Below are 21,271 nucleotides of genomic sequence, written 5' to 3'. Positions count from 1 at the left end.
TCCGCCGCCTGAGCCGCGGCCCTCGTCGCCGAGATCGCGTGATCTCGGCACGTCCGGCGCCCAGGTCAGCCGGGGACGTAGTCGAAGGTGTCCGGGTCGGGCCCGGTGCGCTCGCCGCGGTCGAGCGCGGTGATCGCGGTCATGTCCTGACCGTCGAGCTCGAAGTCGAACAGCGCGAAGTTCTCCTCGATGCGCGAGCGGGTCACCGACTTCGGGAAGACGACGTCGCCGCGCTGCACGTGCCAGCGCAGCACGACCTGCGCCGGCGTGCGCCCCAGCTTCTCGGCGACGGCCACGACCACCGGGTCGTCGAGGACCTTGCCCTGGGCGATCGGCGACCAGGCCTCGGTGACGATCTCGTGGTCGGCGTCGAACGCGCGGACCTCGTCGTTGGCGAGGTAGGGGTGCACCTCGATCTGGTTGACCGCCGGGCGCACCTCCGTCTCGGCGAACAGCCGGCGCAGGTGGTGCGGGTTGAAGTTGGAGACACCGATCGCCCGGCACCGCTCGCCGGCGTAGATCTCCTCCATCGCCTTCCACGTCTCCACGTAGTCGACGTCGATGGTCGGCAGCGGCCAGTGCACGAGGAACAGGTCGAGGTACTCCAGGCCCAGGTCGTCCATCGTCTGGTCGAAGGCGCGCAGGGCGTCGTCGCGGCGGTGGAAGCCGTTGTTCAGCTTGCTGGTGACGAAGACCTCCGACCGGTCGAGGCCGGACTCGCGGACGGCCTGGCCGACCTCCTTCTCGTTGCCGTACATCTCGGCGGTGTCGATGTGCCGGTAGCCGACCTCGAGCGCGTTGCGCACGGCCTCGACGGTGTTCTCCGGCTCGATCTGGAAGACGCCGAAGCCCAGCTGCGGGATCTCGACGCCGTTGTTCAGGCGGATGGTGGGCACGGTGGCCACGGGCACTCCTCTGGCTGACGACGGGTGGTGACGACGGATGGGCCGCCGCGCGCGCACCGGGCGCGGCCTGCCGGTCCACCGCCTACCCGGGGACCGGGCGCTCAACCCGCCTCAGAAGTAGTCGAGCAGCGCGGCCGGCGGCCCGCAGGCGAGCAGGTCCAGCGCGGCCGGGTCGTCCGGCCCGGTCACCAGCCCGGCCAGCGCCGCCGCCCGGCCGCCGGTCGCCCCGCCGTACAGCTGCGCGAACCCCCGGACGTCGAGCACCAGCCCGGGCTCGGAGGCGGGACGGCGGAGGTCACCGGCGCCGTCGGCGAGCTCGAGCTCCCAGGGGCCGGCGTTCCCCGGCACGGCGGGGTCGAGCAGCGTGAACGCCACCCGCCCGCGCACGTGCGCCGGCCAGCCGCGGTCGGCCACGGCGCGCACGACGTCGACCGGCCGGTGCATGAACGCCGTGCCCGGGCCGGCGAGCGAGCGCTCCAGCGGCAGCGCGCCGGCCACCGCGTCGCCGGGCAGCAGCGGCACCCGCACGGTGCGGGTCACGCTGCGCCAGCCGGCCAGGACCGCCACCAGCGCCCGCGCGGCCTCGGCGGTGACCGCGACCAGGTCGTGGACGGTCAGCCGCGCCTCGGGGCCGTACCCGCTGCCGCGCTCGTAGGTCAGGGCGCCGGTCGGGACGCCGTCCTGCTCGACCACCGTGAGCCCGTCGACGCCGTCGGGCCAGCGGCGCTCGTGCGGCAGGTCGAACGCGCCGCCGCGGCGGGTGAGCAGCCCCGCCCGCGGCCGGCGACGGTCTCGTACAGCGCGTCGAGGACCGCCAGGTCGGCCGGCTCCCCCGGGCGCACGTCGACGCCGGGCACCGGGGCCGAGGGCAGCGAGGCGGTGTCGAGGTCAGCCCGCTGCAGCGCGCCGACGACCTCCCACCCGAGCCGCCGGTACACCGCCGACACCGTCGGGTACAGGGCGCTGACCGCCGCGCCCCGCTCCCGGCCGCGGGCCAGCAGGTCGGTGAGCAGCGCGCGGGCCACCCCGCCGCCCGGTGCTCGGGGAGGACGGCGACGCCGCCGACGTCCGCCGTCGCCACCGCCCGGCCGCCCCACCACTGCCGGTGGCCGGTGTCGGTGGCCTTGCCGACCAGCCGGCCGCGGGCGTCGAAGGCGCCGAGGCGCAGCACCCCCTCGACCGGCCGCAGCGCCCGGTCGGGCGCCTCGGCGGGCCCGCCGAAGGCCAGCCGGCCCAGCTCCCACGCGGCGGACAGGTCGTCGTCGGCCAGCGGCCGGACGACCACGGTCACGCCGGCACCTGCTGGGGCGTCTGGCGCAGCAGCGGCGCCCCGGCCAGCCCGATGAGCCCGGCCGCGGCCGCGGCGAGTGCGGGGACGGCGAAGGCCGCCTGCGCGCCCCACGCGTCGACGGCGGCACCGGCCAGCGCCGAACCCGCCGTGACCCCGACGGTCAGCCCGGTGTTGGTCCACGACAGCGCCTCGGTGAGCGCCGACCGCGGCACCCGCGACTCCACCAGCGAGGCGCCCGACACCAGCACCGGCGCGACGGCGAGGCCGGCGAGGAACCCGGCGCCGATCAGCAGCGGCAGCGAGGACACCGCCCACAGGCCCTGGGCGGCCACGCCGAAGGCGACGGCGGTGCCGAGGAACCGCGCGGCCAGCGAGCCGGGCAGCCTGGCGACGCCGTAGGCCAGCCCGGCGACCAGGCTGCCGCCGGCGTAGAGCGCCAGCGCCAGGCCGGCCAGCGCGGGCCGCCCGCTCTCCTCGGCGAACGCCACGACGACCACGTCCATCGCGCCGAAGACCGTGCCGACGCCGAGGTAGGCGGCGCAGACGACGAGCACCGCGGGCCCGAGGGCCGCCCGGCGCCGCCGCCCGCCCTCGACCGGGGCCACGGCCACGACCGGCTCGGTGGCCCGCTGGCGGGACAGCCACACCCCGCCGACGGTGCCGAGGACGACGCCGGTCGTGAACCCCGCCGCCGGGTCGATCAGGGTGGCGAGCACGGTGACCAGCGGGGGCCCCACGACGAAGACCACCTCGTCGACGACGGACTCGAAGGCGAACGCGGTCTGCCGCCGCTCGGCGTCGGCCAGGGCGGCCGCCCACCGGGCGCGCACCAGGGCGCCGATGTTGGGCAGGCTCGCGCCGGTCAGCCCGGCGAGGGCGAACCAGGTCCAGGTGGGTGCCTCGGTGACCACGACGCCGACGAACGCCAGCCCGGTGACCAGGTACGCGACCATCGCCAGGCGCAGGACCGCGCCCTGGCCGCGGCGGTCCATGGCCCGGGCCCACTGCGGGCCGGCGACGGAGGCGACCAGGGCGAGGGTGCCGGAGACGGCGCCGGCCAGCGCGTAGCTGCCGGACTCGCCCTCGACCAGCAGGACCGCGCCGAGACCGAGCATGGGCAGCGGCAGCCGGGCGACCCACCCGGCGAAGGAGAACCACGCGGCACCGGGGACGACGGTGAACAGGCGGGCGTAGGGGCCCAGCAGGGGACGGAGGACGGTGCGGGGTGACACGGCTCTTCTCGCGCTTCCTGGCCACAGGCGAGTGCGGGACTGCCCGCCGGACTCTCGGGTGGCGACGCGACCGTAACAACGGCGCACCCGTCCGTCGTCCCCGTTTCGGTACGTAGGCGTGTCATCACTCACAGTCCGGGGTCGGGACCGGCACCCTGACCGGCGCCCGTCCACCCGACCCGAGGAGCCCCGTGGCCCCCACCTCCCGGCCGCGTCCCCTGCGCGCGGTCCTCGTCCTCCTGCTCGCGCTCGCCGCGTTCCTGGTCCCCGGCACCGCCTCGGCCTCCGGGGGCGACGACGGCGGGACCGAGGGCACCAGCAGCGGCGGCGACTTCGCCGTCACCGTCAACGGCCGCACGTCCAACCCCGGCCCCGGCAGCGAGTACCGGCTGCGCGACGTGACGCCGACCGGGCCGATCGCCGTCCGCGGCCGGCACGTGACCTACACGATCGACCCCGCGACCCTCGGCGTGTACGACTACGCGCTCACCGGCGCCCCCGACCCGCAGCGCATGGTCACCGCCCCGACCGTCGTGTTCGCGTCCAAGGTGCCCGTGCTCTCCGCGGCCCAGCTCCGCGGCGTGCGGATCAGCGAGCTGCGGCTGCGCGACGACGTGCTGGTGGTCTCGTTCACCACCGCCTCGGGCGGCAAGTTCAAGATCCAGTCGAAGGACGCCCCACAGGGCGGGATCTTCCAGATGGAGCAGGAGTTCGGCACCGCCGTCGAGTACGTGCACACCCTCGGCGCCGGCCTCTTCTACTTCGTCAACGAGTACACCGGGAAGATCAACTTCGGCAACGGCGTGGCCGCCGACGCCACCCACCAGATGCTGCTCGGCAAGGACAGCCCGCAGGTGGCCACCAAGCTGTCCCAGACGGCGACGACGACGCGCTGGTCGGTCGCCTCGGGCGGCCGGATGGGCGGCGTGCTCGGCGAGGACTCGATCGAGCTCTCGGCCGGTGCCACCAACTGCACCACCGACTGCCAGGCGCGCAACCGCATCCAGGACTCCGTCCCGGTCCCGCCGGACCCGACCGACCCCACCCCGATCGGCTGACCTCCCCCCGGCGTCGCAGCGTCGGTGCAACCCCCGCATCCGCGGTCGCGGCCCGGAACCCCCGGTCGCGACCGCGGATGCGGCGTCTGTGGGGACGTACGCGGCGGGACGGGCGACGCGATCCCGTTCCGCGGATACATTCGCGACGTGAGTGCCACCCCGCTCCCCGACCCGCGGCCCCGCGCGGCCGACGGCGTCCTGCCGGGCGTCCTGCCCGGCCGTGGCGGGCTGGTCGACCGGCACGGCCGGGTCGCCACCGACCTGCGGGTCTCGCTCACCGACCGCTGCAACCTGCGCTGCTCCTACTGCATGCCACCCGAGGGCCTGCAGTGGCTGCCCAAGGTCGAGCAGCTCACCGACGACGAGGTCGCGCGGCTGGTGCGCATCGGCGTCGAGCAGCTGGGCATCCGCGAGGTCCGCTTCACCGGCGGCGAGCCGCTGCTGCGCCCGGGCCTGGTCGGCATCGTCGCGGCCGCCACCGCGCTCGACCCGCGGCCCGAGGTCAGCCTCACCACCAACGCCATCGGGCTGGCCCGCGTCGCCCCCGCGCTCGCCGCCGCCGGCCTCGACCGCATCAACGTCAGCCTCGACACCCTCGACCGCGAGCGGTTCCGGCAGCTGACCCACCGCGACCGGCTCGACGACGTCCTCGCCGGCCTGCGCGCCGCGCAGGACGCCGGGCTGACCCCGGTGAAGGTCAACGCCGTGCTGCTGCGGGGCATCAACGAGGACGACGCCGTCCCGCTGCTGGACTTCTGCCTCGAGCACGGCTACCAGCTGCGCTTCATCGAGCAGATGCCGCTGGACGCCCACCACGCCTGGACCCGCGGGGAGATGGTCACCGCGGAGGACATCCTGGCCCGGCTCTCCGCCGCGCACGACCTCGCCCCCGACACCGAGGAGCGCGGCTCGGCGCCCGCCGAGCGCTGGCTGGTCGACGGCGGCCCGGCCACCGTCGGCGTGATCGCCTCGGTCACCCGCTCCTTCTGCGGCACCTGCGACCGCACCCGGCTCACCGCCGACGGGCAGATCCGCAACTGCCTGTTCGCCCGCGAGGAGTCCGACCTGCGGACGGCGCTGCGCGAGGGCGCCACCGACGCCGAGCTCGCCGACCGCTGGCGCATCGCCACCCTGGCCAAGCTCCCCGGCCACGGCATCGACGACCCGAGCTTCCTGCAGCCGTCCCGGCCGATGTCGGCCATCGGGGGCTGACCGGCGGTGGCCACCGTGACCGTGCGCTACTTCGCCGGGGCCCGGGCGGCCGCCGGCGTCGACACCGAGACCTGCGCGGCCGGCACCCTGGCGGAGCTGGTCGACCGGATCGTCGAGGCCCACGGCGAGCGCCTGGGGAAGGTCCTCCCCGCCTGCTCGTTCCTCGTCGACGGAACGCAGACGCGCAACCGCGCGTTGCAGCTGGGACCCGGGGCGACCGTCGACGTGCTGCCCCCCTTCGCCGGAGGATGACCGCCCCCCTGTGAGCAGGCCTCACCATCCGAACCCCTCCCCGCTCCCCCGGGGCCGATCGTGATCGAGTGGCTGCTGGTCCTCGTCGGCGTCGTCCTGGTCCTCGCCTGCGCCGCGTTCGTGGCCTTCGAGTTCTCGCTGGTGACCGTCGACCGGCCCACCGTCGAGCGCGAGGCGGCCGCGGGCGTGCGCGGGTCGGCCGGCGTCCTCGCCGCACTGCGCACGCTGTCCACCCAGCTGTCGGGCGCCCAGCTGGGCATCACCGTCACCAACCTGGCGATCGGCTTCGTGGCCGAGCCCTCGATCGCGGCGCTGCTGCGCGGCCCGCTGGAGTCGGCGGGCCTGTCCGGCGCCGCCGCCCGCTCGGTGTCGATCACCCTCGCGCTGGTGCTGGCCACCGCGCTGACCATGGTGTTCGGCGAGCTGGTGCCCAAGAACGTGGCCATCAGCGAGCCGCTGCGCACCGCCCGCGCGGTGTCGGGCTTCCAGCGCGGCTTCACCCGGGCGACGTCGCTGGTCATCCGCCTGCTCAACGGCTGGGCCAACGCGACGCTGCGCCGGGTGTTCGGTGTCGAACCGCAGGAGGAGCTCGCCTCCGCCCGCTCGCCCGACGAGCTGACCTCGCTGGTCCGCCGGTCGGGCCGGCAGGGCACGCTGCCCACGGAGACCGCGGAGCTGCTCGAGCGCGGCCTGGCCTTCGGGGAGCTGCGCGCCAGCGACGCCGCCACCCCGCGCACCCGCATGACGACGGTGCCCGAGCAGGCGCCGGTCGCCGAGGTGCTCACCGTCGCCCGCGACTCCGGGCACTCCCGCTTCCCCGTCGTCTCCGCCGCCGGTGTCGACGACGTCGTCGGGATGGTCCACGTGAAACACGCCCTCGCCGTCCCCCGCGACCGGCGGGCGGCCACCCCCGTGTCGGCGGTGATGCTGCCCCCGCTGTTCGTCCCCACCTCGCGGCGGCTCGACGACCTGCTCGGCGACCTGCGCCGCGGCGGGCTGCAGATGGCCGTCGTCGTCGACGAGTACGGCGGCACCGACGGGGTGGTGACCGTCGAGGACCTCGTGGAGGAGCTCGTCGGCGACCTGGCCGACGAGCACGACGAGGAGGCCGGCGACGACGTCGTCGACCGCGGCGACGGCACCTGGTCGGTGTCGGGCCTGCTGCGGCCCGACGAGGTGGCCGCGACCACCGGGCTGTCGGTGCCCGCCGACCGGCACTGGGAGAGCGTCGGCGGGCTGGTGCTGCACCTGCTCGGCCGCATCCCGGAGGTCGGCGACCGGATCGAGGCCCGGCCCACCCTGCCGCCCGAGCTGGCCGCGGAGGCCGAGGGCCTGCCGGCGGGGGTGTGGGTGCGGGTCGAGCGCGTCGACGGCACCCGGGTGGAGCGGGCCGTCGTCGGCCCCCTGCCCGCGGTGAGCGGGGACGAGGAGGACGGCCGTGGGTGACTGGGGCGGCGTGCTGGTCGCCGTGGTGCTGCTGCTGGCCAACGCCTTCTTCGTCGGCGCCGAGTTCGCGCTGATCTCCGCGCGCCGCTCGTCGATCGAGCCGCTGGCCGACGCCGGCTCCCGCCGGGCCCGCACGACGCTCGCGGCGATGGAGCGGGTGTCGCTGATGATGGCCGGCGCGCAGCTGGGCATCACCGTCTGCTCGCTGGGCCTGGGCGCGATCGGGGAGCCCGCGGTGGCGCACCTGCTCGAGCCGCTGTTCGCGCTGCTGTCGGTGCCCGAGGGCCTGGTGCACCCGATCTCGTTCGTCATCGCGCTGACCGTCGTCGTCGCGCTGCACGTGGTGATCGGCGAGATGGTGCCCAAGAACCTGGCGCTGGCCGGGCCCGACCGCGCCGCGCTGGTGCTCACCCCGCCGCTGGCCGCCGTCGTCACGGTGCTCAAGCCGGTGATCGTGGCGCTCAACGCGCTGGCCAACGCGGCGCTGCGGCTGCTGGGCGTGCGGCCCAAGGACGAGGTCACCAGCGCGTTCACCCGCGACGAGGTGGCCGGGCTGATCGGTGAGTCCCGCGCCGGCGGGCTGCTCGACCAGCGCGGCTTCGAGCTGCTCACCGGCGCCCTGGGCCTGGAGGAGCGCGACACCCGCTCGGTGCTCATCCCCCGCGCCGCGCTGACCGTCGTCGCGCCCGGGGACGACACCGCCGCCGTCGAGCGGGCCGCGGCGGCCACCGGGTACTCCCGCTTCCCGGTGGCCGACGGCGCGGAGCTGCTCGGCTACGTGCACGTCAAGGACGTGCTGGTGGCCGACGGCGCGCCGGAACCGCGGGTCCGCGACATCACCCGCCCGCTGCCCCGCGTCGCCGCCGACGACGACCTGCGGCGCACGCTGGGGGTCATGCAGACCGGGCGGGCCCAGCTCGCCGCGGTCGCCGACGGCGGCCGGGTGGTCGGCGTCGTGGCCCTGGAGGACATCCTCGAGGAGCTCGTCGGCGAGATCCGCGATGCTGCACACAGGGCACCCGCTCGGGAGCCGGGGAGGACGGGAGCGCGATGAGCTTCATCGACAAGGCGAAGGCCAAGGCCGAGGAACTGCTGGGCCGGGCCGAGGAGCTCTACGGCGAGTCGCACGGCGACGCCGCGGCGCAGGTGGCCGGCGAGGCGCACCGGCTCGAGGGCGAGGCGGAGCTCGAGGAGGAGCGCGCCGAGGAGGCCGCGCACGGGCACGGCAGACCCCGCCGCACCGACGAGGACGGCCAGGCGCCGGTCTAGCGGCTCAGTCCCCGAGGCGCAGGGCCACCAGGGCGACGTCGTCCTCCGGGCGGCCGTGCACGAGCCGCTCGATCACCTCGTCGCACAGCTCGCCCAGCGGCCGCCCGGCCAGGTCCGAGACCGCGTCGGCCAGCCGGGCCAGCCCGGTGTCGAGGTCGACGCCGCGGCGCTCGACGAGGCCGTCGGTGTGCAGCAGCACCGTGCTGCCCCGCTCCAGCACCAGCCCGCTCTCGTGCCGCGGGCTGGCGGGGTCGACGCCGAGGAGCAGGTCGACCGGCGCGGCGGGCAGCTCGAGCAGCCGCCCGGCGGGGTCGAGGACCAGCGGCGGCAGGTGCCCGGCGCTGGACCAGCACAGCCGGGTCCGGCCGGCCGCGGCCTCCTCCGGCGTCTGCTCGAAGCGGGCCACCGCGGCGGTGGCGTAGGTGTCGACCGCGAGGGTGTCCATGGCGCGGTCCAGCCCGCGCAGCACCTCGGCCGGGCCCGCGTCGCTGTAGGCGGCGATGCCGCGCAGCAGCGAGCGCAGCTGGCCCATCGCCGCGGCGGCCGCGGTGTCGTGCCCGACGACGTCGCCGATGACCAGCGTCGTCGCCCCGGCCGGCTGGGCGAAGGCGTCGTACCAGTCCCCGCCCACGCGGGCGGCCTCGGCCGCCGGGGTGTAGCGCACCGCCAGCCGGCCCAGCCGGGAGCCGCGGGGGGTTGTGAGCAGGCTGCGCTGCAGCGCCTCGGCCAGCTGCCGCTGGCGGGCGAACAGCCGGGCGTTGTCCAGGGCCAGCCCCGCCCGGCCGGCGACCTCGCGGGCGGTGAGCGGGTCGACGCGCGAGCCGTTGCGCCCGCCGGAGAGGAAGGTGAGCGCGCCGATGACCCGGTCGCGGCCGGGCAGCGGCACGGCAAGCACCGCCGGGGCGCCCAGCTGCGCGTAGAGGTCGCGGGCCTCGTCGTCGTGGATGGCCGCGAGGACGTCGGCGCCGTCGGCCTCCACCGTCTCCCCGCCCAGCGCCCGCACCACCGGCGCGGCCGACGGCATGCCGGGCAGCCGGACGGCGGCGTAGCGGTGCAGCAGGTCGCGGCGGGCCGGGTCGCCGTGCCAGGAGCCGAGGTCGCGGGGGCGGCCGTCGTCGTCGAGGACGGTGAGCAGGCAGGCCTCGCCGAGCTCGGGCACGACCAGCCGGGGGATGCGGCGGACCGCCTCGGTGAGGTCGAGCGTGCCGGTCAGTTCCGCTCCGACCCGGGCGAGCAGGGACAGCCGGTCCTGCGCGGTGCGGCGCGCGGTGACCTCGGAGAAGTACAGGGCCAGCCCGTCGGTCCGCGGCACGGCGCGCACCTCGAACCAGCGGTCGAGCGGCTCGGGGTAGAACGCCTCGACGGTGCGGGCCCGGCCGGTGGCCACCACCTCGCGGTAGGTGCGCCCGAACTCGGTGTCGACGGCGAACGGGAACGACCGCCAGTAGCAGGCGCCGACCAGCTGGTCCCACGTCCGGCCGAGGACGGCCTCGCCCTCGCCGTTGACGTAGGTGATCCGCCAGTCGCGGTCGACGGCGACGTAGCCCAGGGGCATCGCCTCGAGGACGGGGTCGCGCTGAGCGTGCACCGGAACGCCGCTCCCGTCCTCACGCTGTCGAGGGGTCGCCGGGAGACCGCGCCCCGCCCTTGGAGCCCCGGCGCCTGTTGTGCCACGGGGTCGGCCGCCGGTCAAGGGACCCGGCCGGGCCGCGACCGTGTGGTGACCTGCCGCCTCAGGGGCAGGCGACCCACTCCTCCTCGCCGTCGGCGAAGACCTGCCGCTTCCAGATGGGCAGCCGCTTCTTGACCTCGTCGACCAGCTCGGCGCAGGCGCGGAACGCCTCGCCGCGGTGGGCGGCGCTGACCGCGCAGGCGAGGGCGACGTCGCCGATGCCCAGCAGCCCCACGCGGTGGGAGACGGCGACCGCGCGGACCTCGGGTCGGGCGGCGAACTCCCGGGCCAGCTCGGTGATCACCTGCTCGGCCGTCGGGTGGCCGACGTACTCGAGCTCGGTGACCGACCGCCCGCCGTCGACGTCGCGGACGACGCCGCAGAAGGAGACGACGGCGCCGGCACCGGGATCGGCCACCGCCTGCTCGTGCTCGGCGACCGACAGCGGCTCGTCGACGACTCTGGCGATCAGGTGCCCGGCGATCACGGCGCCGAAGCTACCCCGCCGGGTGGCACGTCGAGGTCCACCGGGTCGGCCAGGCCGGTGCAGTCGACCTCGGTGACGGCGTGCGCGGCCAGGTAGCGGCGGGCGCCCTCGTCGCCGGTCGCCGTCGCAGCGACGCCGGCCCAGTGCTCCCGGCCCAGCAGCACCGGGTGGCCGCGGACGCCGTCGTAGGTGGCCACCGCCAGCGCGGCCGGTCCGGCGTGCGCGGCCACCGCGCGCAGCGCCTCTGCTGTCATGCCGGGCATGTCGACCAGCGTGACGAGGGCGGCGTCGACCCTGCCCGGCCAGCCGCGCAGGCCGTCGAGGCCGGTGCGCAGGCTGGAGGCCATGCCGGTCTCCCAGTCGCGGTTGGCCAGCACGGTCGCGCCGTCGAGGTCGGCGGTGCGCCAGACGTCGACCGCCCGCGCGCCGAGGACGACCAGCACCGGGTCGCACGCCGCCCGCGCCGTCCGCACCGCCCGCTCGACCAGCAGGCTGCCGCCGTACTCGACCAGCGCCTTGGGCATGCCGTAGCGGCGCCCTCCGCCCGCGGCGAGGACCAGCCCCGCGACCGTGCTCATGCCCCCAGCCTCCCTCCCCGCACGATCAGGTGACCTGATCGTGCTGCGTCCTGGCTCACCGTGGGGGGTGAGCCAGGACGCAGCAGGGTGATCCCACCTGATCATCGACGCCCCCCTCAGCGGGCGTAGACGGCGACCTCGGAGGCCTTGACCACCGCCCACACGCGCGAGCCCGGGGCCAGGCCGAGCTCGGCGAACGCGGTCGCGGTCACGTCGGCGAGCAGCGGCACCTCGCCGTCGAGCTCGCAGCGCACCGTGGACCCGTGCGGCGTCGCGCCCGCCAGGACCGCGGGCCAGGCGTTGCGCGGGCTGCCCTCGGGCCGCGACGGGTAGAGCGCCACCGACTCCGGCCGCACGGCGACCAGCACCGGGCCCTGCGCCGGCTCGGCGACGGTGACCACTCCCCCGCCGTCGAGGCGCACGGTGAGGCCCCCGGCGGTGCCGGGCAGCAGCGAGAGCCCGACCAGGCGGGCGACGTAGTCGGTGCGCGGGTGCCGGGCCACGTCCGCCGGCGCCCCGGCCTGCACGACCGCGCCGTCCTCGACCACCACCACGCGGTCGGCCAGCGCCATCGCGTCGACCGGGTCGTGGGTGACCAGCACGGTGCTGCCGGCGAAGTCGGCCAGGTGGCGGCGCAGCTCGGCGCGGACGGCGAGGCGGGTGCGCGCGTCGAGCGCCGACAGCGGCTCGTCGAGCAGGAGCAGCGCCGGGTCGCCGACCAGCGCCCGGGCCAGCGCCGCGCGCTGCGCCTGCCCGCCGGACAGCTGCCCGGGCCGCCGGTCGCCGAGGCCGGCGATGCCGACCCGCTCCAGCCACGCCGCCGCCGCCCGGCGCGCGGCCGCCTTCGGTGCACCCCGGGTGCGCGGGCCGAAGGCGACGTTGTCGAGCACCGACAGGTGGGGGAACAGCAGGTGGTCCTGGAACACCATCCCCAGCGGGCGCCGGTGGGCGGGCAGCTGCACCCCGCCGGCGACGTCGTCCCAGGTCGTGCCGTCGACGACGACCCGGCCGCCGTCGGGCGGCAGCAGGCCGGCCAGGACCCGCAGCAGCGTGGACTTGCCGGCGCCGTTGGGCCCCAGGACGGCGAGCACCTCGCCGTCGGCGACGTCGAGCGCGACGTCGACGGTGAGCGGACCCCGGCCGACGACGACCCGCGCGGTCAGGGTCACGCGGCCGCGCCCCGGCCCAGCCAGCGGTCCCGCAGCAGCAGCAGGGTGGCCACCGAGACGACGAGCAGGACCAGCGAGAGCACGATCGCCGCCTGCGGGTCGCGCTGCAGGGCGAGGTAGACCGCGAGCGGCATCGTCTGCGTCGTCCCGGGGAAGTTGCCGGCGAAGGTGATCGTGGCGCCGAACTCCCCCAGCGCCCGCGCCCAGCACAGCACCGCCCCGGCGGCCACACCCGGGGCCACCAGCGGCAGCGTCACGCGGCGGAAGGTGGTCCACCGGTCGGCGCCGAGGGTGGCGGCGGCGTCCTCGTAGCGGGCGTCGGCGGCCCGCAGCGCGCCCTCGACGCTGATGACGAGGAACGGCATCGCCACGAACGTCTCGGCGATGACCACCGCCGTGGTGGTGAACGGGATGGTGATCCCGGTGGCCTCCGCCAGCCAGCGCCCGACGATCCCCTGACGGCCCAGCACCAGGAACAGCGCGACACCGCCGACCACCGGGGGCAGCACCAGGGGCACGGTGACGAGCGCGCGCAGCACCGCCCGCCCGCGCGCCCGCGAGCGCGCGAGCACCCAGGCCAGCGGCACCCCGAGGACGACGGAGACCAGCGTGGCGAGCGTGGCCGAGACCAGTGACAGCCGCAGCGCCTGCCCGACGCCGGGGGCGGTGAGCAGCGTGCCCAGCTGCGACCACGGCGTGCGGACCAGCAGCCCGGCCAGCGGCAGGACGAGGAAGGCGACGGCGAGGGCGGCGGGGACCAGCAGCGGCGCCGGGGTGCGGTCCCGCCTCACGGGGAGCGGAAGCCGGCCGCCTCGAGCGCCTGCTGCCCCTCGTCGGACAGCACCAGGTCGACGAAGGCCTGCGCGGCGTCGGCGTTGGGCGCCTCCGCCAGGGTGACCAGCGGGTAGTCGTTGACCGCGTCCTCGGCCTCCGGGAAGGCGATGCCCTCGACGGCGTCGCCAGCGGCGGTGACGTCGGTGGCGTAGACCAGGGCGGCGTCGACCTCGCCGAGCTCGACCTTGGTCAGCGCCGCGCGCACGTCCTCCTCCTGGGTGTCGGGGCGCGGCGTGACCCCGGCGGCGGCGAACACGTCCTCGGCGGCCGCGCCGCAGGGCACCTCGGGCGCGCAGACGGCGAGGGCGAGCTCCTCGCGTCCGAAGTCGGCCAGGCCGGTGATCCCGGCCGGGTTCCCCGGGGGGACGGCGATCTCCAGGACGTTCGCGGTGAAGACGGTCGGGTCGCCGTCGGCGAGGCCGGCGTCGGTGACCACCGCCATCTGCGTGGGGTTGGCCGAGGCGAAGACGTCGGCCGGGGCGCCCTGGGTCAGCTGGGTGGCCAGCGCGGAGCTGCCGGCGAAGTTGAACTGCACGGTCAGGTCGGGGTTGTCGTCCTCGAGCTGCTCCCCGAGGCCGGTGAAGACGTCGGTGAGCGAGGCGGCGGCGAAGACGGTCAGGGTGCCGGCGAGGCTCTCCCCACCCGCGGCCGACGTCGTCGTGGCCGCGGCCCCGTCGTCCCCGCCGCCGCAGGCGGTGAGCGTCCCCAGGGCCGCCGCCACCAGCACCGCCGTGCCCCGCACGCGCATCGCGTCTCCTCCCCACCGGGCGGACCACGATCGATCCGCGCTTGCGGGACCCTAGTCGAGTCCGATCCGGATGTGCGGATGCGAGGACGCGCAGGAGCTCCGAGGAACCGGGCCGTCGGGTGCGGCCGGGAGCAGCTCCGCGGGTCTCACGGCACGTCGACGCTCACCTGCGTCGCCTTGACGGTGGCGACGGCGCGCACGCCGACGTCGAGGCCGAGCTCGTCGGCCGCCTCGCGGGACATCAGCGACACCAGGCGGAAGGGCCCTGCCTGGATCTCGACCTGCGCCATCACGGTGTCGCGGACGACGCGGGTGACGATGCCGGCCAGCCGGTTGCGGGCGGAGGAGCCGCGGGTCGTGCCGGGTTCGGGCGCGTCGTGCAGCTCGGTGGCCAGGCGGGCGAGGTCGGCGCCGTCGACGTGTGCCGGGCCGCTGCCCACCCGCGAGGCCGGCAGGCGGCCGCTGTCGATCCACCGGCGGACCGTGTCGTCGCTGACGCCGAGCAGCGTCGCGGCCTCGGCGATCCGGTAGCTCGCGCCCACGCCGGGCGACCCTAGTCGCCGGTACGACGGTCCCGGCGGCTCCGGGGCTGCCTGGGGACGCGGCGCCGCCGTCCACAGGCGTCCGGCGTACCCGCCGTCGCGGCGGGAGAGCATCGGGCCGTGCTCGACGACGCCTGGCTCACCGACCTCCTCCGCTCCTCCGGCGGCCTGCTCACCGACGCCGGCGTGGCGTCGGAGCTGGCGGCCACCCTCGCCGCGCGCCACCCGGACGTCGACGGCACCGGGACCGCCACGCGCGCGCTGCTCGCCGCCCTGGACGACACGTGGGAGCGCGGGTGGCAGCCGGCCGACGTGGTGCACGCCGCCCGCGCGCAGGTGACGGCGGCCTCGGTGCCGCTGGTCCTGGCGCTCGTCGCCGAGCACGCGCGGCGCACCGACGCGGCGGCGCGCGCACCGCAGACCTGGCTCGACCAGCTGCGCGAGCTCGGGACGCCGTCCGCGGGCGACCCCGCGGTCGTGGGCGCCTGGGCGCGCCGCGAGAGCAGGTCGCCCGCGGACGCGTGGCGGATCGTGCTGCGGCTGGCCGGGCTGCTGCGGTCCACGGCGCTCCTCGACGTGCTCGTCCCGCCGCCCTCGCGGTGGGGACCGGCCGCCCGGCGGGAGACGGCGTCCGGCCCGGACGACGCGCGGGTGCTGCGCCGCATCCGCGCACTGCTGGCGAAGGCGGAGTCCACGGAGTACCCGGAGGAGGCCGAGGCGCTGACCGCGAAGGCGCAGGAGCTGATGACCCGGCACGCCGTCGACACCGTCCTCGTGGCGGACCGGCCCGCCGCCCGCTCCGACGTGACCACCCGCCGCGTGCACGTCGACGACCCGTACGTGCAGGCCAAGGTGCAGCTGCTCGGCGCGGTCGCCGACGCCAACGGGGTCCGGCTGGTCTGGTACCGGGGCCTGGGCATCGCCACCCTGGTCGGGATCGCCGCCGATCTCGACGCGGTGGAGCTGCTGTTCACCTCGCTGCTGCTGCAGGTGGGTCAGGCGCTCACCGCGGCCGAGCGCGCGGCGGGCCGGCGGTCGGCGTCCCGGTCCTTCCGGCGGGCGTTCCTGCTCGGCTACGCCGGACGGATCGGCGAGCGGCTGACCGACGCCCGCGAGCGGGCCACGCGGGCGGCCGCGGAGGAGCAGGGCGTGGACCTGCGGCCGGTCCTGCGGTCGAGGCAGGAGGCCGTCGACGACGCGTTCACCGAGATGTTCCCCCGCGTGCGCAGCAGCCGCGGCCGCTCGTCCGTCGACGGCGCCGGCTGGCAGGCCGGGCGGGCGGCCGCGGACTCCGCCGACGTCGGCTCGCGCCGCGCCCACCTGCGGTGAGGTGCCCCGGCGGGAGCGCGCCCGGCCACCTGCGCACCGTTTGCCGATCTCGGCGCCCGGGCAGCGGCACCCGGTGTCACGCACCCCTCGCGAGAACCCCGCCGGCGGCTCTGCCTCGGTCCGCACCCGCCGGCTGCGCGAGACGGCCCGCGACGTCCTCGGCTACGACGAGTTCCGCCCCGGCCAGGAGCGCGCCATGCAGGCCGTGCTGGCCGGCCGCGACACGCTCGCGGTGCTGCCCTCGGGCGCCGGCAAGAGCGCCGTCTACCAGGTGGCCGGGCAGCTGCTCGACGGCCCGGTGGTCATCGTCTCCCCGCTCATCGCCCTGCAGCGCGACCAGGTCGAGCGGCTCGCCGAGCTCGGCGAGGAGGCCGGCCGGGCCGCCCAGCTCAACTCCAGCCTGTCGGCCGGCGAGCAGCACGCGGCGCTGCAGGGGCTGGCGGAGGGAACGGTCCGCTACCTGTTCCTCGCCCCGGAGCAGCTGGCCAAGCCCGAGGTCGTGCGCGCGGTCCGCGAGGCCTCCCCCGCGCTGTTCGTCGTCGACGAGGCGCACTGCGTCTCCGCCTGGGGACACGACTTCCGGCCCGACTACCTGCGGCTGGGCCAGGTCGTCGAGCAGCTGGACCACCCCACGGTGCTCGCGCTGACCGCGACCGCCGCGCCGCCGGTGCGCGCCGAGATCGTCGAGCGCCTGGCGATGCGCGACCCCGAGGTCGTCGTCGCCGGCTTCGACCGCCCCGAGATCCGCCTCGAGGTCGACCACCACGCCGACGCGCACGCCAAGCGCACCGCCGTGCTCGACCGCGCCGCCGGGGAGGTCGAGGCCGGCCGCGGCCCGGGCATCGTCTACAGCGCCACCCGCAAGGGCACCACCGACCTCGCCGACGCCCTCGTCGAGCGCGGCCTGCGCGCCCGGCCGTACCACGCGGGCCTCAAGAAGAGCGAGCGCGAGGACACCCAGCGCGCGTGGATGGAGGACGAGCTCGACGTCGTGGTGGCCACCACCGCCTTCGGCATGGGCATCGACAAGCCCGGCACCCGGTTCGTCGTGCACGCCGAGCCGGCCGACTCGATCGACAGCTACTACCAGGAGATCGGCCGCGCGGGCCGCGACGGGCAGGCGGCGCTCGCCGTCCTCGTGTACCGGCAGGAGGACCTCGGGCTGCGGCGGTTCTTCGCCGGGGGCGCCCCCGCCGAGGAGGAGCTGCAGCAGGTGGCCGGCCTGGTCGCCGCCGCACCGGCAGCCGGCCTCGAGGACGGCGTCGACGTCAGGCAGCTGCGCGAGGAGACCGGCCGGGGCGCCACGCCGCTGGCCCGCGACCTCAACCTGCTCGAGCAGGTGTCGGCCGTCGTCCTCGACGACGAGGGCGCGGCCCACCCCGCCGACGGCGCCCCCTCCCCCGGCCAGGCCGCCGCCGCGGCCCGCGAACTGGCCGAGCACCACGAGCGGGTCGACCAGAGCCGCGTGGAGATGATGCGCGGCTACGCCGAGACCACCGAGTGCCGCCGCCAGTACCTGCTCGGCTACTTCGGCGAGCAGCTCGAGGAGCCGTGCGGCAACTGCGACACCTGCTCGGCGGGCACCTCGCACGAGCAGCCCTCCGGCGCCGACGCCGACACCCCGTTCGCGCCCGAGACCCCGGTGGAGCACACCGAGTGGGGCCCGGGGGTGGTGATGCGGGTGGAGGACGACCGCGTCGTCGTGCTGTTCGAGGAGGTCGGCTACAAGACCCTCGCGCTCCGGGCGGTCGAGGCCCACGACCTGCTGCGGGTCCGCGGCGGCTGAGCAGGAGCCGGCGGCCCGGGACCCGGGCATGCTGTGGGCCACCACACACCCCGACCGGAGGAGGTGGACCCGTGGCCTCGACACCACGGTCGCCGCTCGGCGACGAGGTCCTCGACCAGCTGCTCGCCCACGCCCGCCTGGACCTCACCGACGACCGGCGGGCCGCGGCCGGTCCGGCCGTGACGATGGTCCTGGGGCTCTACGACAGCCTCGACGACGTCGCGGTCGGGGAGACCCCGCCGGCCTCGGCGTTCGACGCGCGGTGGCGGTGAGGGAGTGCAGCCCCACGAGCTGAGCATCGCCGAGGCCGCCCGGCAGATCGAGCAGCGGACGCTGTCCCCGGTCGAGCTCGTGCAGTCCGCGCTCGACCGCATCGAGCAGGTCGAGGACCGGCTGGGCGCCTTCGTCGTCGTGACCGCCGAGCAGGCGCTGGAGGCGGCCCGCCGGGCCGAGCAGGAGATCGCCGGCGGCGGGTACCGCGGGCCGCTGCACGGCATCCCCGTGGGCATCAAGGACCTCTACGACGCCGTGGGCCTGCCGACGACGTCGAGCTCCGCGGTCCGCGCCGACCACCAGCCGACGGAGGACTCCGCGTGCGTGGCCCGGCTCCGCGACGCCGGCGCGGTCGTGGTCGGCAAGACGCACACCCACGAGTTCGCCTACGGCGTGCTCACCCCGACGACCCGCAACCCCTGGGACACCGGGTGCGTGCCGGGTGGCTCCAGCGGCGGGTCCGGCGCCGCGGTGGCCGCCGGGGAGTGCCTGCTGGGGATGGGCACCGACACGGGCGGCTCGATCCGCATCCCGGCGTCGGTGTGCGGCACCGTCGGCCTCAAGCCCACCTTCGGCCGGGTCTCCCGCGCCGGCATCACGTCGCTGTGCTGGTCGCTGGACCACGCCGGGCCCCTCACGCGGACCGTGCGCGACGCCGCCCTGGCCCTGCAGGCCGTCGCCGGCTTCGACGCCCGCGACCCGGGGTCGGTCCAGGAGCCGGTGCCCGACTACACCCGCGACCTCGACGCCGGGGTCGGCGGCCTGACCCTCGGCGTGCCGACCACCTACTTCTTCGACGACGTCGACCCCGAGGTGGAGGCGGCCGTCCGGGAGGCGATCGCCGTCCTCGAGGCCCAGGGCGCGCGGCTGCGGGAGGTGGAGATCCCCTACGCCGGCCAGATGATGGCCGTCGAGTTCGGCATCGTCATCCCCGAGGCCAGCGCCTACCACCAGGAGATGCTCCGGGAGTCCGGTGAGCGGTACACCACCGACGTGCGGGTGCTCCTCGAGGCCGGGGAGACGGTGCTCGCCACGCAGTACATCAAGGCCCTGCGCGTGCGCACGCTGGTGCAGCAGGAGTTCCGCCGCACCTTCGAGGGCCTCGACGCGCTGGTCTGCCCCACCCTGCCGACCGCCGCGGCCCAGGTGGGCCAGGAGGGCTTCACCTTCCCCAGCGGCGCCCGGAAGTCGGTGATCGACGCCTGGGTCGGCCACTCGGCCCCCGGCAACGTGACCGGCCTGCCGGCGCTGTCGGTGCCCTGCGGGTTCACCTCCGCCGGGCTCCCGATCGGCCTGCAGGTCATCGGCCGGCCCTTCGACGAGCCCGGGGTGCTGCGCGTGGGCCAGGCGTACGAGTCGGCGACGGACTGGACCAGCCGGCGGCCGCCGCTCTGACCCGGCGATCCGCCACCCCGTCGGGTGCTCGCCCTGCGGGGCGGCCGCACCGCGGCGATGATCACCCGAGGACCCGGGCGCGGCGCCCGGGCGGGAGGAGTGCGCACGTGAAGGTCCTCGGCATCAACGCCATCTACCACGACCCCGCCGCGGCGCTCGTCGTCGACGGGCGGGTCGTGGCCGCGGCCGAGGAGGAGCGCTTCAGCCGGCGCAAGCACGGCAAGCGCCCCCTGCCCTGGAGCGCCTGGGAGCTGCCCGAACTGTCGGCCGCGTGGTGCCTGCGGGAGGCCGGCATCCGCCCGGAGGAGCTCGACGCCGTCGCCTACTCCTTCGACCCCGCGCTCATGGGCACCCCGGAGGACTCCGGCCTCTTCGACGACGGCGACACGATGCGCAAGAAGTACGCCGAGATGGCGCCGGACTTCCTCGCGCACGCGCTGCCCGGCCTCGACCCGGCGAAGGTCCGCTTCGTCAAGCACCACGTCGCGCACGCCGCCTCCGCGGGCAAGGCCGCTCCTCAGCGGGACAACGCCGTCCTGGTGCTCGACGGCCGCGGCGAGGCGCACAGCCACCTGGCCGGCCGCTACGTCGACGGGCAGCTGGAGGTCCTCGCCGGGCAGGCGCTGCCGCACTCCCTCGGGCTCATGTACGAGGAGCTCACCGACCACCTCGGCTTCCTGCGCAGCTCCGACGAGTTCAAGGTCATGGCGATGGCCTCCTACGGCAAGCCGCGCTTCCTCGGCGAGCTGTCCGAGCTGATCCGGCCCACCGGCGACGGCGGGTTCGTCACCGAGCGGATCGACTTCACCGAGTTCGCGCCCCGCCTCGGCAAGGGCGACGACTGGACCGAGGCGCACGCCGACCTCGCCGCCAGCGTGCAGACCCGGCTGGAGGAGGTGCTCGTCGACCTCGCCCGCTGGGTGTACGAGCAGACCGGCGAGAAGACGCTGACCATGGCCGGCGGCGTCGCGCTCAACTGCGTGGCCAACACCCGCATCCTGGCCGAGACCCCCTTCGAGGAGGTCTGGGTGCAGCCGGCCGCCGGCGACGCCGGCACCGCGCTGGGCAGCGCCCTGCACGTCGCGCACGAGCTGGGCGAGCGCACCGAGCCCATGCCCGGTGCGGCGCTCGGCCGCGGCTGGGACGACGACGAGATCGAGCGGTGGCTGCAGACCGCGGCCATCGACTACGAGCGGCCCGACGACGTCGCCGAGGCGGTCGCTGAGGTCCTCGCCGACAACGGCATCGTCGCCTGGTTCCAGGGCCGCAGCGAGTACGGCCCCCGCGCACTCGGGCACCGGTCGCTGCTGGCGCACCCCGGCTTCGAGGCGAACCTCGAGCGGATGAACGACGTCAAGGGCCGCGAGCAGTTCCGCCCGGTCGCGCCGATGGTGCTGCTGGAGCGGGCGCCGGAGATCTTCGGCCGCGGCCCGATCCCCTCGCCCTACATGCTCTTCGTGCACGACGTCGCCGAGGAGTGGCGCGACCGCATCCCCACGGTCACCCACGTCGACGGCACCGCGCGCATCCAGACCATCGACCCGCAGACCGAGCCGCTGGTGCACCGGATGATCGCGGCCTTCGAGCGGCGCACCGGGTTGCCGGTGGTGGTCAACACCAGCCTGAACACCGCCGGGCGGCCGATGGTCGACGACCCGCGCGACGCCCTGGAGTGCTTCGGCTCCGCGCCGGTCGACCTGCTCGCCATCGGGCCCTTCGTCGTCCGCCGGCCGCGTCCCACACCGCGTCCCACACCGCGTCCCTGACGGCCTCGCCCCTCCCCCGGACGGGGG

General features: G+C 76.2%; 22 protein-coding genes and 1 pseudogene. 11 read left to right on the top strand and 12 right to left on the bottom strand.

Annotated elements, in window-relative coordinates; genetic code table 11:
- Nucleotides 1-65: 65 nt before the first annotated feature.
- The 4 genes from ACI8AD_RS16985 to ACI8AD_RS16970 all read right to left on the bottom strand — a co-directional run bounded on the left by ACI8AD_RS16985 (nucleotide 66) and on the right by ACI8AD_RS16970 (nucleotide 3,428).
- Nucleotides 66-905 carry an aldo/keto reductase gene (locus ACI8AD_RS16985; RefSeq protein ID WP_456871694.1) on the bottom strand — a complete coding sequence of 280 codons (840 nt, stop codon included), beginning with the start codon at nucleotides 903-905 and terminating at the stop codon, nucleotides 66-68.
- Between the two features lie 111 nt (nucleotides 906-1,016).
- The gene (locus tag ACI8AD_RS16980; RefSeq protein ID WP_456871693.1) at nucleotides 1,017-1,598 is read right to left on the bottom strand and encodes a sterol carrier protein domain-containing protein; all 582 of its coding nucleotides are present in this window, start codon (nucleotides 1,596-1,598) and stop codon (nucleotides 1,017-1,019) included.
- Complete coding sequence (locus tag ACI8AD_RS16975) at nucleotides 1,562-1,930, bottom strand: GNAT family N-acetyltransferase (RefSeq protein WP_456871692.1); 369 nt, start codon at nucleotides 1,928-1,930, stop codon at nucleotides 1,562-1,564. The genes ACI8AD_RS16980 and ACI8AD_RS16975 overlap by 37 nt, the downstream gene beginning before the upstream one ends.
- Nucleotides 1,931-2,192: 262 nt before the next feature.
- The gene (locus ACI8AD_RS16970; RefSeq protein ID WP_456871691.1) at nucleotides 2,193-3,428 is read right to left on the bottom strand and encodes an MFS transporter; all 1,236 of its coding nucleotides are present in this window, start codon (nucleotides 3,426-3,428) and stop codon (nucleotides 2,193-2,195) included.
- 191 nt (nucleotides 3,429-3,619) lie between these two features.
- Here ACI8AD_RS16970 and ACI8AD_RS16965 point away from each other — a divergent pair, with 191 nt between their 5' ends.
- The 6 genes from ACI8AD_RS16965 to ACI8AD_RS16940 all read left to right on the top strand — a co-directional run bounded on the left by ACI8AD_RS16965 (nucleotide 3,620) and on the right by ACI8AD_RS16940 (nucleotide 8,665).
- On the top strand, nucleotides 3,620-4,486 hold the full coding sequence (locus ACI8AD_RS16965) for a hypothetical protein (protein WP_456871690.1): 867 nt from the start codon (nucleotides 3,620-3,622) through the stop codon (nucleotides 4,484-4,486).
- Nucleotides 4,487-4,633: 147 nt separating this feature from the next.
- Nucleotides 4,634-5,698: a GTP 3',8-cyclase MoaA gene (moaA, locus tag ACI8AD_RS16960; RefSeq protein ID WP_456871689.1), complete on the top strand. Its 1,065-nt coding sequence runs from the start codon at nucleotides 4,634-4,636 to the stop codon at nucleotides 5,696-5,698.
- A gap of 6 nt (nucleotides 5,699-5,704) precedes the next feature.
- Entirely contained in the window at nucleotides 5,705-5,950 is a 246-nt protein-coding gene (locus ACI8AD_RS16955) for a MoaD/ThiS family protein (RefSeq protein ID WP_456871688.1), read from the top strand.
- A gap of 60 nt (nucleotides 5,951-6,010) precedes the next feature.
- Nucleotides 6,011-7,396 carry a hemolysin family protein gene (locus ACI8AD_RS16950; protein WP_456871687.1) on the top strand — a complete coding sequence of 462 codons (1,386 nt, stop codon included), beginning with the start codon at nucleotides 6,011-6,013 and terminating at the stop codon, nucleotides 7,394-7,396.
- Nucleotides 7,389-8,450 carry a hemolysin family protein gene (locus ACI8AD_RS16945; protein ID WP_456871686.1) on the top strand — a complete coding sequence of 354 codons (1,062 nt, stop codon included), beginning with the start codon at nucleotides 7,389-7,391 and terminating at the stop codon, nucleotides 8,448-8,450. Before ACI8AD_RS16950 ends, ACI8AD_RS16945 begins: the two co-directional genes overlap by 8 nt.
- Nucleotides 8,447-8,665, top strand: coding sequence for a hypothetical protein (locus ACI8AD_RS16940; protein WP_456871685.1), 219 nt, complete (start codon nucleotides 8,447-8,449; stop codon nucleotides 8,663-8,665). The genes ACI8AD_RS16945 and ACI8AD_RS16940 overlap by 4 nt, the downstream gene beginning before the upstream one ends.
- Nucleotides 8,666-8,669: 4 nt before the next feature.
- On the opposite strand, the gene ACI8AD_RS16935 is transcribed toward ACI8AD_RS16940, so the two are convergent.
- From ACI8AD_RS16935 to ACI8AD_RS16900, 8 genes and pseudogenes are all read right to left on the bottom strand, one after another.
- Entirely contained in the window at nucleotides 8,670-10,253 is a 1,584-nt protein-coding gene (locus tag ACI8AD_RS16935; protein ID WP_456871684.1) for a SpoIIE family protein phosphatase, read from the bottom strand.
- A gap of 145 nt (nucleotides 10,254-10,398) precedes the next feature.
- Nucleotides 10,399-10,824 (bottom strand): molybdenum cofactor biosynthesis protein MoaE, encoded by a 426-nt coding sequence (locus tag ACI8AD_RS16930; protein ID WP_456871683.1) that lies wholly within the window; start codon nucleotides 10,822-10,824, stop codon nucleotides 10,399-10,401.
- Nucleotides 10,821-11,402, bottom strand: coding sequence for a nucleotidyltransferase family protein (locus tag ACI8AD_RS16925; RefSeq protein WP_456871682.1), 582 nt, complete (start codon nucleotides 11,400-11,402; stop codon nucleotides 10,821-10,823). Before ACI8AD_RS16925 ends, ACI8AD_RS16930 begins: the two co-directional genes overlap by 4 nt.
- Before the next feature lie 116 nt (nucleotides 11,403-11,518).
- Complete coding sequence (locus tag ACI8AD_RS16920; protein WP_456871695.1) at nucleotides 11,519-11,974, bottom strand: TOBE domain-containing protein; 456 nt, start codon at nucleotides 11,972-11,974, stop codon at nucleotides 11,519-11,521.
- A gap of 120 nt (nucleotides 11,975-12,094) precedes the next feature.
- Nucleotides 12,095-12,538, bottom strand: a pseudogene (locus ACI8AD_RS16915) (ATP-binding cassette domain-containing protein); the annotation flags it as partial.
- A 29-nt stretch (nucleotides 12,539-12,567) separates the two neighbouring features.
- Nucleotides 12,568-13,362 carry an ABC transporter permease gene (locus ACI8AD_RS16910; protein WP_456871681.1) on the bottom strand — a complete coding sequence of 265 codons (795 nt, stop codon included), beginning with the start codon at nucleotides 13,360-13,362 and terminating at the stop codon, nucleotides 12,568-12,570.
- The gene (gene modA / locus ACI8AD_RS16905) at nucleotides 13,359-14,153 is read right to left on the bottom strand and encodes a molybdate ABC transporter substrate-binding protein (RefSeq protein ID WP_456871680.1); all 795 of its coding nucleotides are present in this window, start codon (nucleotides 14,151-14,153) and stop codon (nucleotides 13,359-13,361) included. Before modA ends, ACI8AD_RS16910 begins: the two co-directional genes overlap by 4 nt.
- Before the next feature lie 146 nt (nucleotides 14,154-14,299).
- Nucleotides 14,300-14,695, bottom strand: coding sequence for a TOBE domain-containing protein (locus tag ACI8AD_RS16900; RefSeq protein WP_456871679.1), 396 nt, complete (start codon nucleotides 14,693-14,695; stop codon nucleotides 14,300-14,302).
- 120 nt (nucleotides 14,696-14,815) lie between these two features.
- Here ACI8AD_RS16900 and ACI8AD_RS16895 point away from each other — a divergent pair, with 120 nt between their 5' ends.
- The 5 genes from ACI8AD_RS16895 (at nucleotide 14,816) to ACI8AD_RS16875 (ending at nucleotide 21,244) form a co-directional block, all read left to right on the top strand.
- Nucleotides 14,816-16,024 carry a DUF2786 domain-containing protein gene (locus tag ACI8AD_RS16895; RefSeq protein ID WP_456871678.1) on the top strand — a complete coding sequence of 403 codons (1,209 nt, stop codon included), beginning with the start codon at nucleotides 14,816-14,818 and terminating at the stop codon, nucleotides 16,022-16,024.
- A gap of 73 nt (nucleotides 16,025-16,097) precedes the next feature.
- Nucleotides 16,098-17,810 (top strand): RecQ family ATP-dependent DNA helicase, encoded by a 1,713-nt coding sequence (locus ACI8AD_RS16890; RefSeq protein ID WP_456871677.1) that lies wholly within the window; start codon nucleotides 16,098-16,100, stop codon nucleotides 17,808-17,810.
- A gap of 71 nt (nucleotides 17,811-17,881) precedes the next feature.
- Entirely contained in the window at nucleotides 17,882-18,082 is a 201-nt protein-coding gene (locus ACI8AD_RS16885) for a hypothetical protein (RefSeq protein WP_456871676.1), read from the top strand.
- Nucleotides 18,083-18,086: 4 nt separating this feature from the next.
- Nucleotides 18,087-19,478, top strand: coding sequence for an amidase (locus tag ACI8AD_RS16880; RefSeq protein WP_456871675.1), 1,392 nt, complete (start codon nucleotides 18,087-18,089; stop codon nucleotides 19,476-19,478).
- Nucleotides 19,479-19,585: 107 nt separating this feature from the next.
- Entirely contained in the window at nucleotides 19,586-21,244 is a 1,659-nt protein-coding gene (locus tag ACI8AD_RS16875) for a carbamoyltransferase family protein (protein WP_456871674.1), read from the top strand.
- The last annotated feature ends 27 nt before the right edge of the window (nucleotides 21,245-21,271 follow it).

The sequence above is a fragment of the Geodermatophilus sp. SYSU D00766 genome, assembly GCF_054049915.1.
This window is presented reverse-complemented; position numbering and strand designations above follow the sequence as displayed.

Excerpts from the sequence above, each read along its gene's own strand:
- ACI8AD_RS16940 (WP_456871685.1), top strand. The coding sequence starts at position 8,447 with ATGAGCTTCATCGACAAGGCGAAGGCCAAGGCCGAGGAACTGCTGGGC.
- ACI8AD_RS16925 (WP_456871682.1), bottom strand. The coding sequence starts at position 11,402 with ATGAGCACGGTCGCGGGGCTGGTCCTCGCCGCGGGCGGAGGGCGCCGC.
- ACI8AD_RS16920 (WP_456871695.1), bottom strand. The coding sequence starts at position 11,974 with ATGGCGCTGGCCGACCGCGTGGTGGTGGTCGAGGACGGCGCGGTCGTG.
- modA (WP_456871680.1), bottom strand. The coding sequence starts at position 14,153 with ATGCGCGTGCGGGGCACGGCGGTGCTGGTGGCGGCGGCCCTGGGGACG.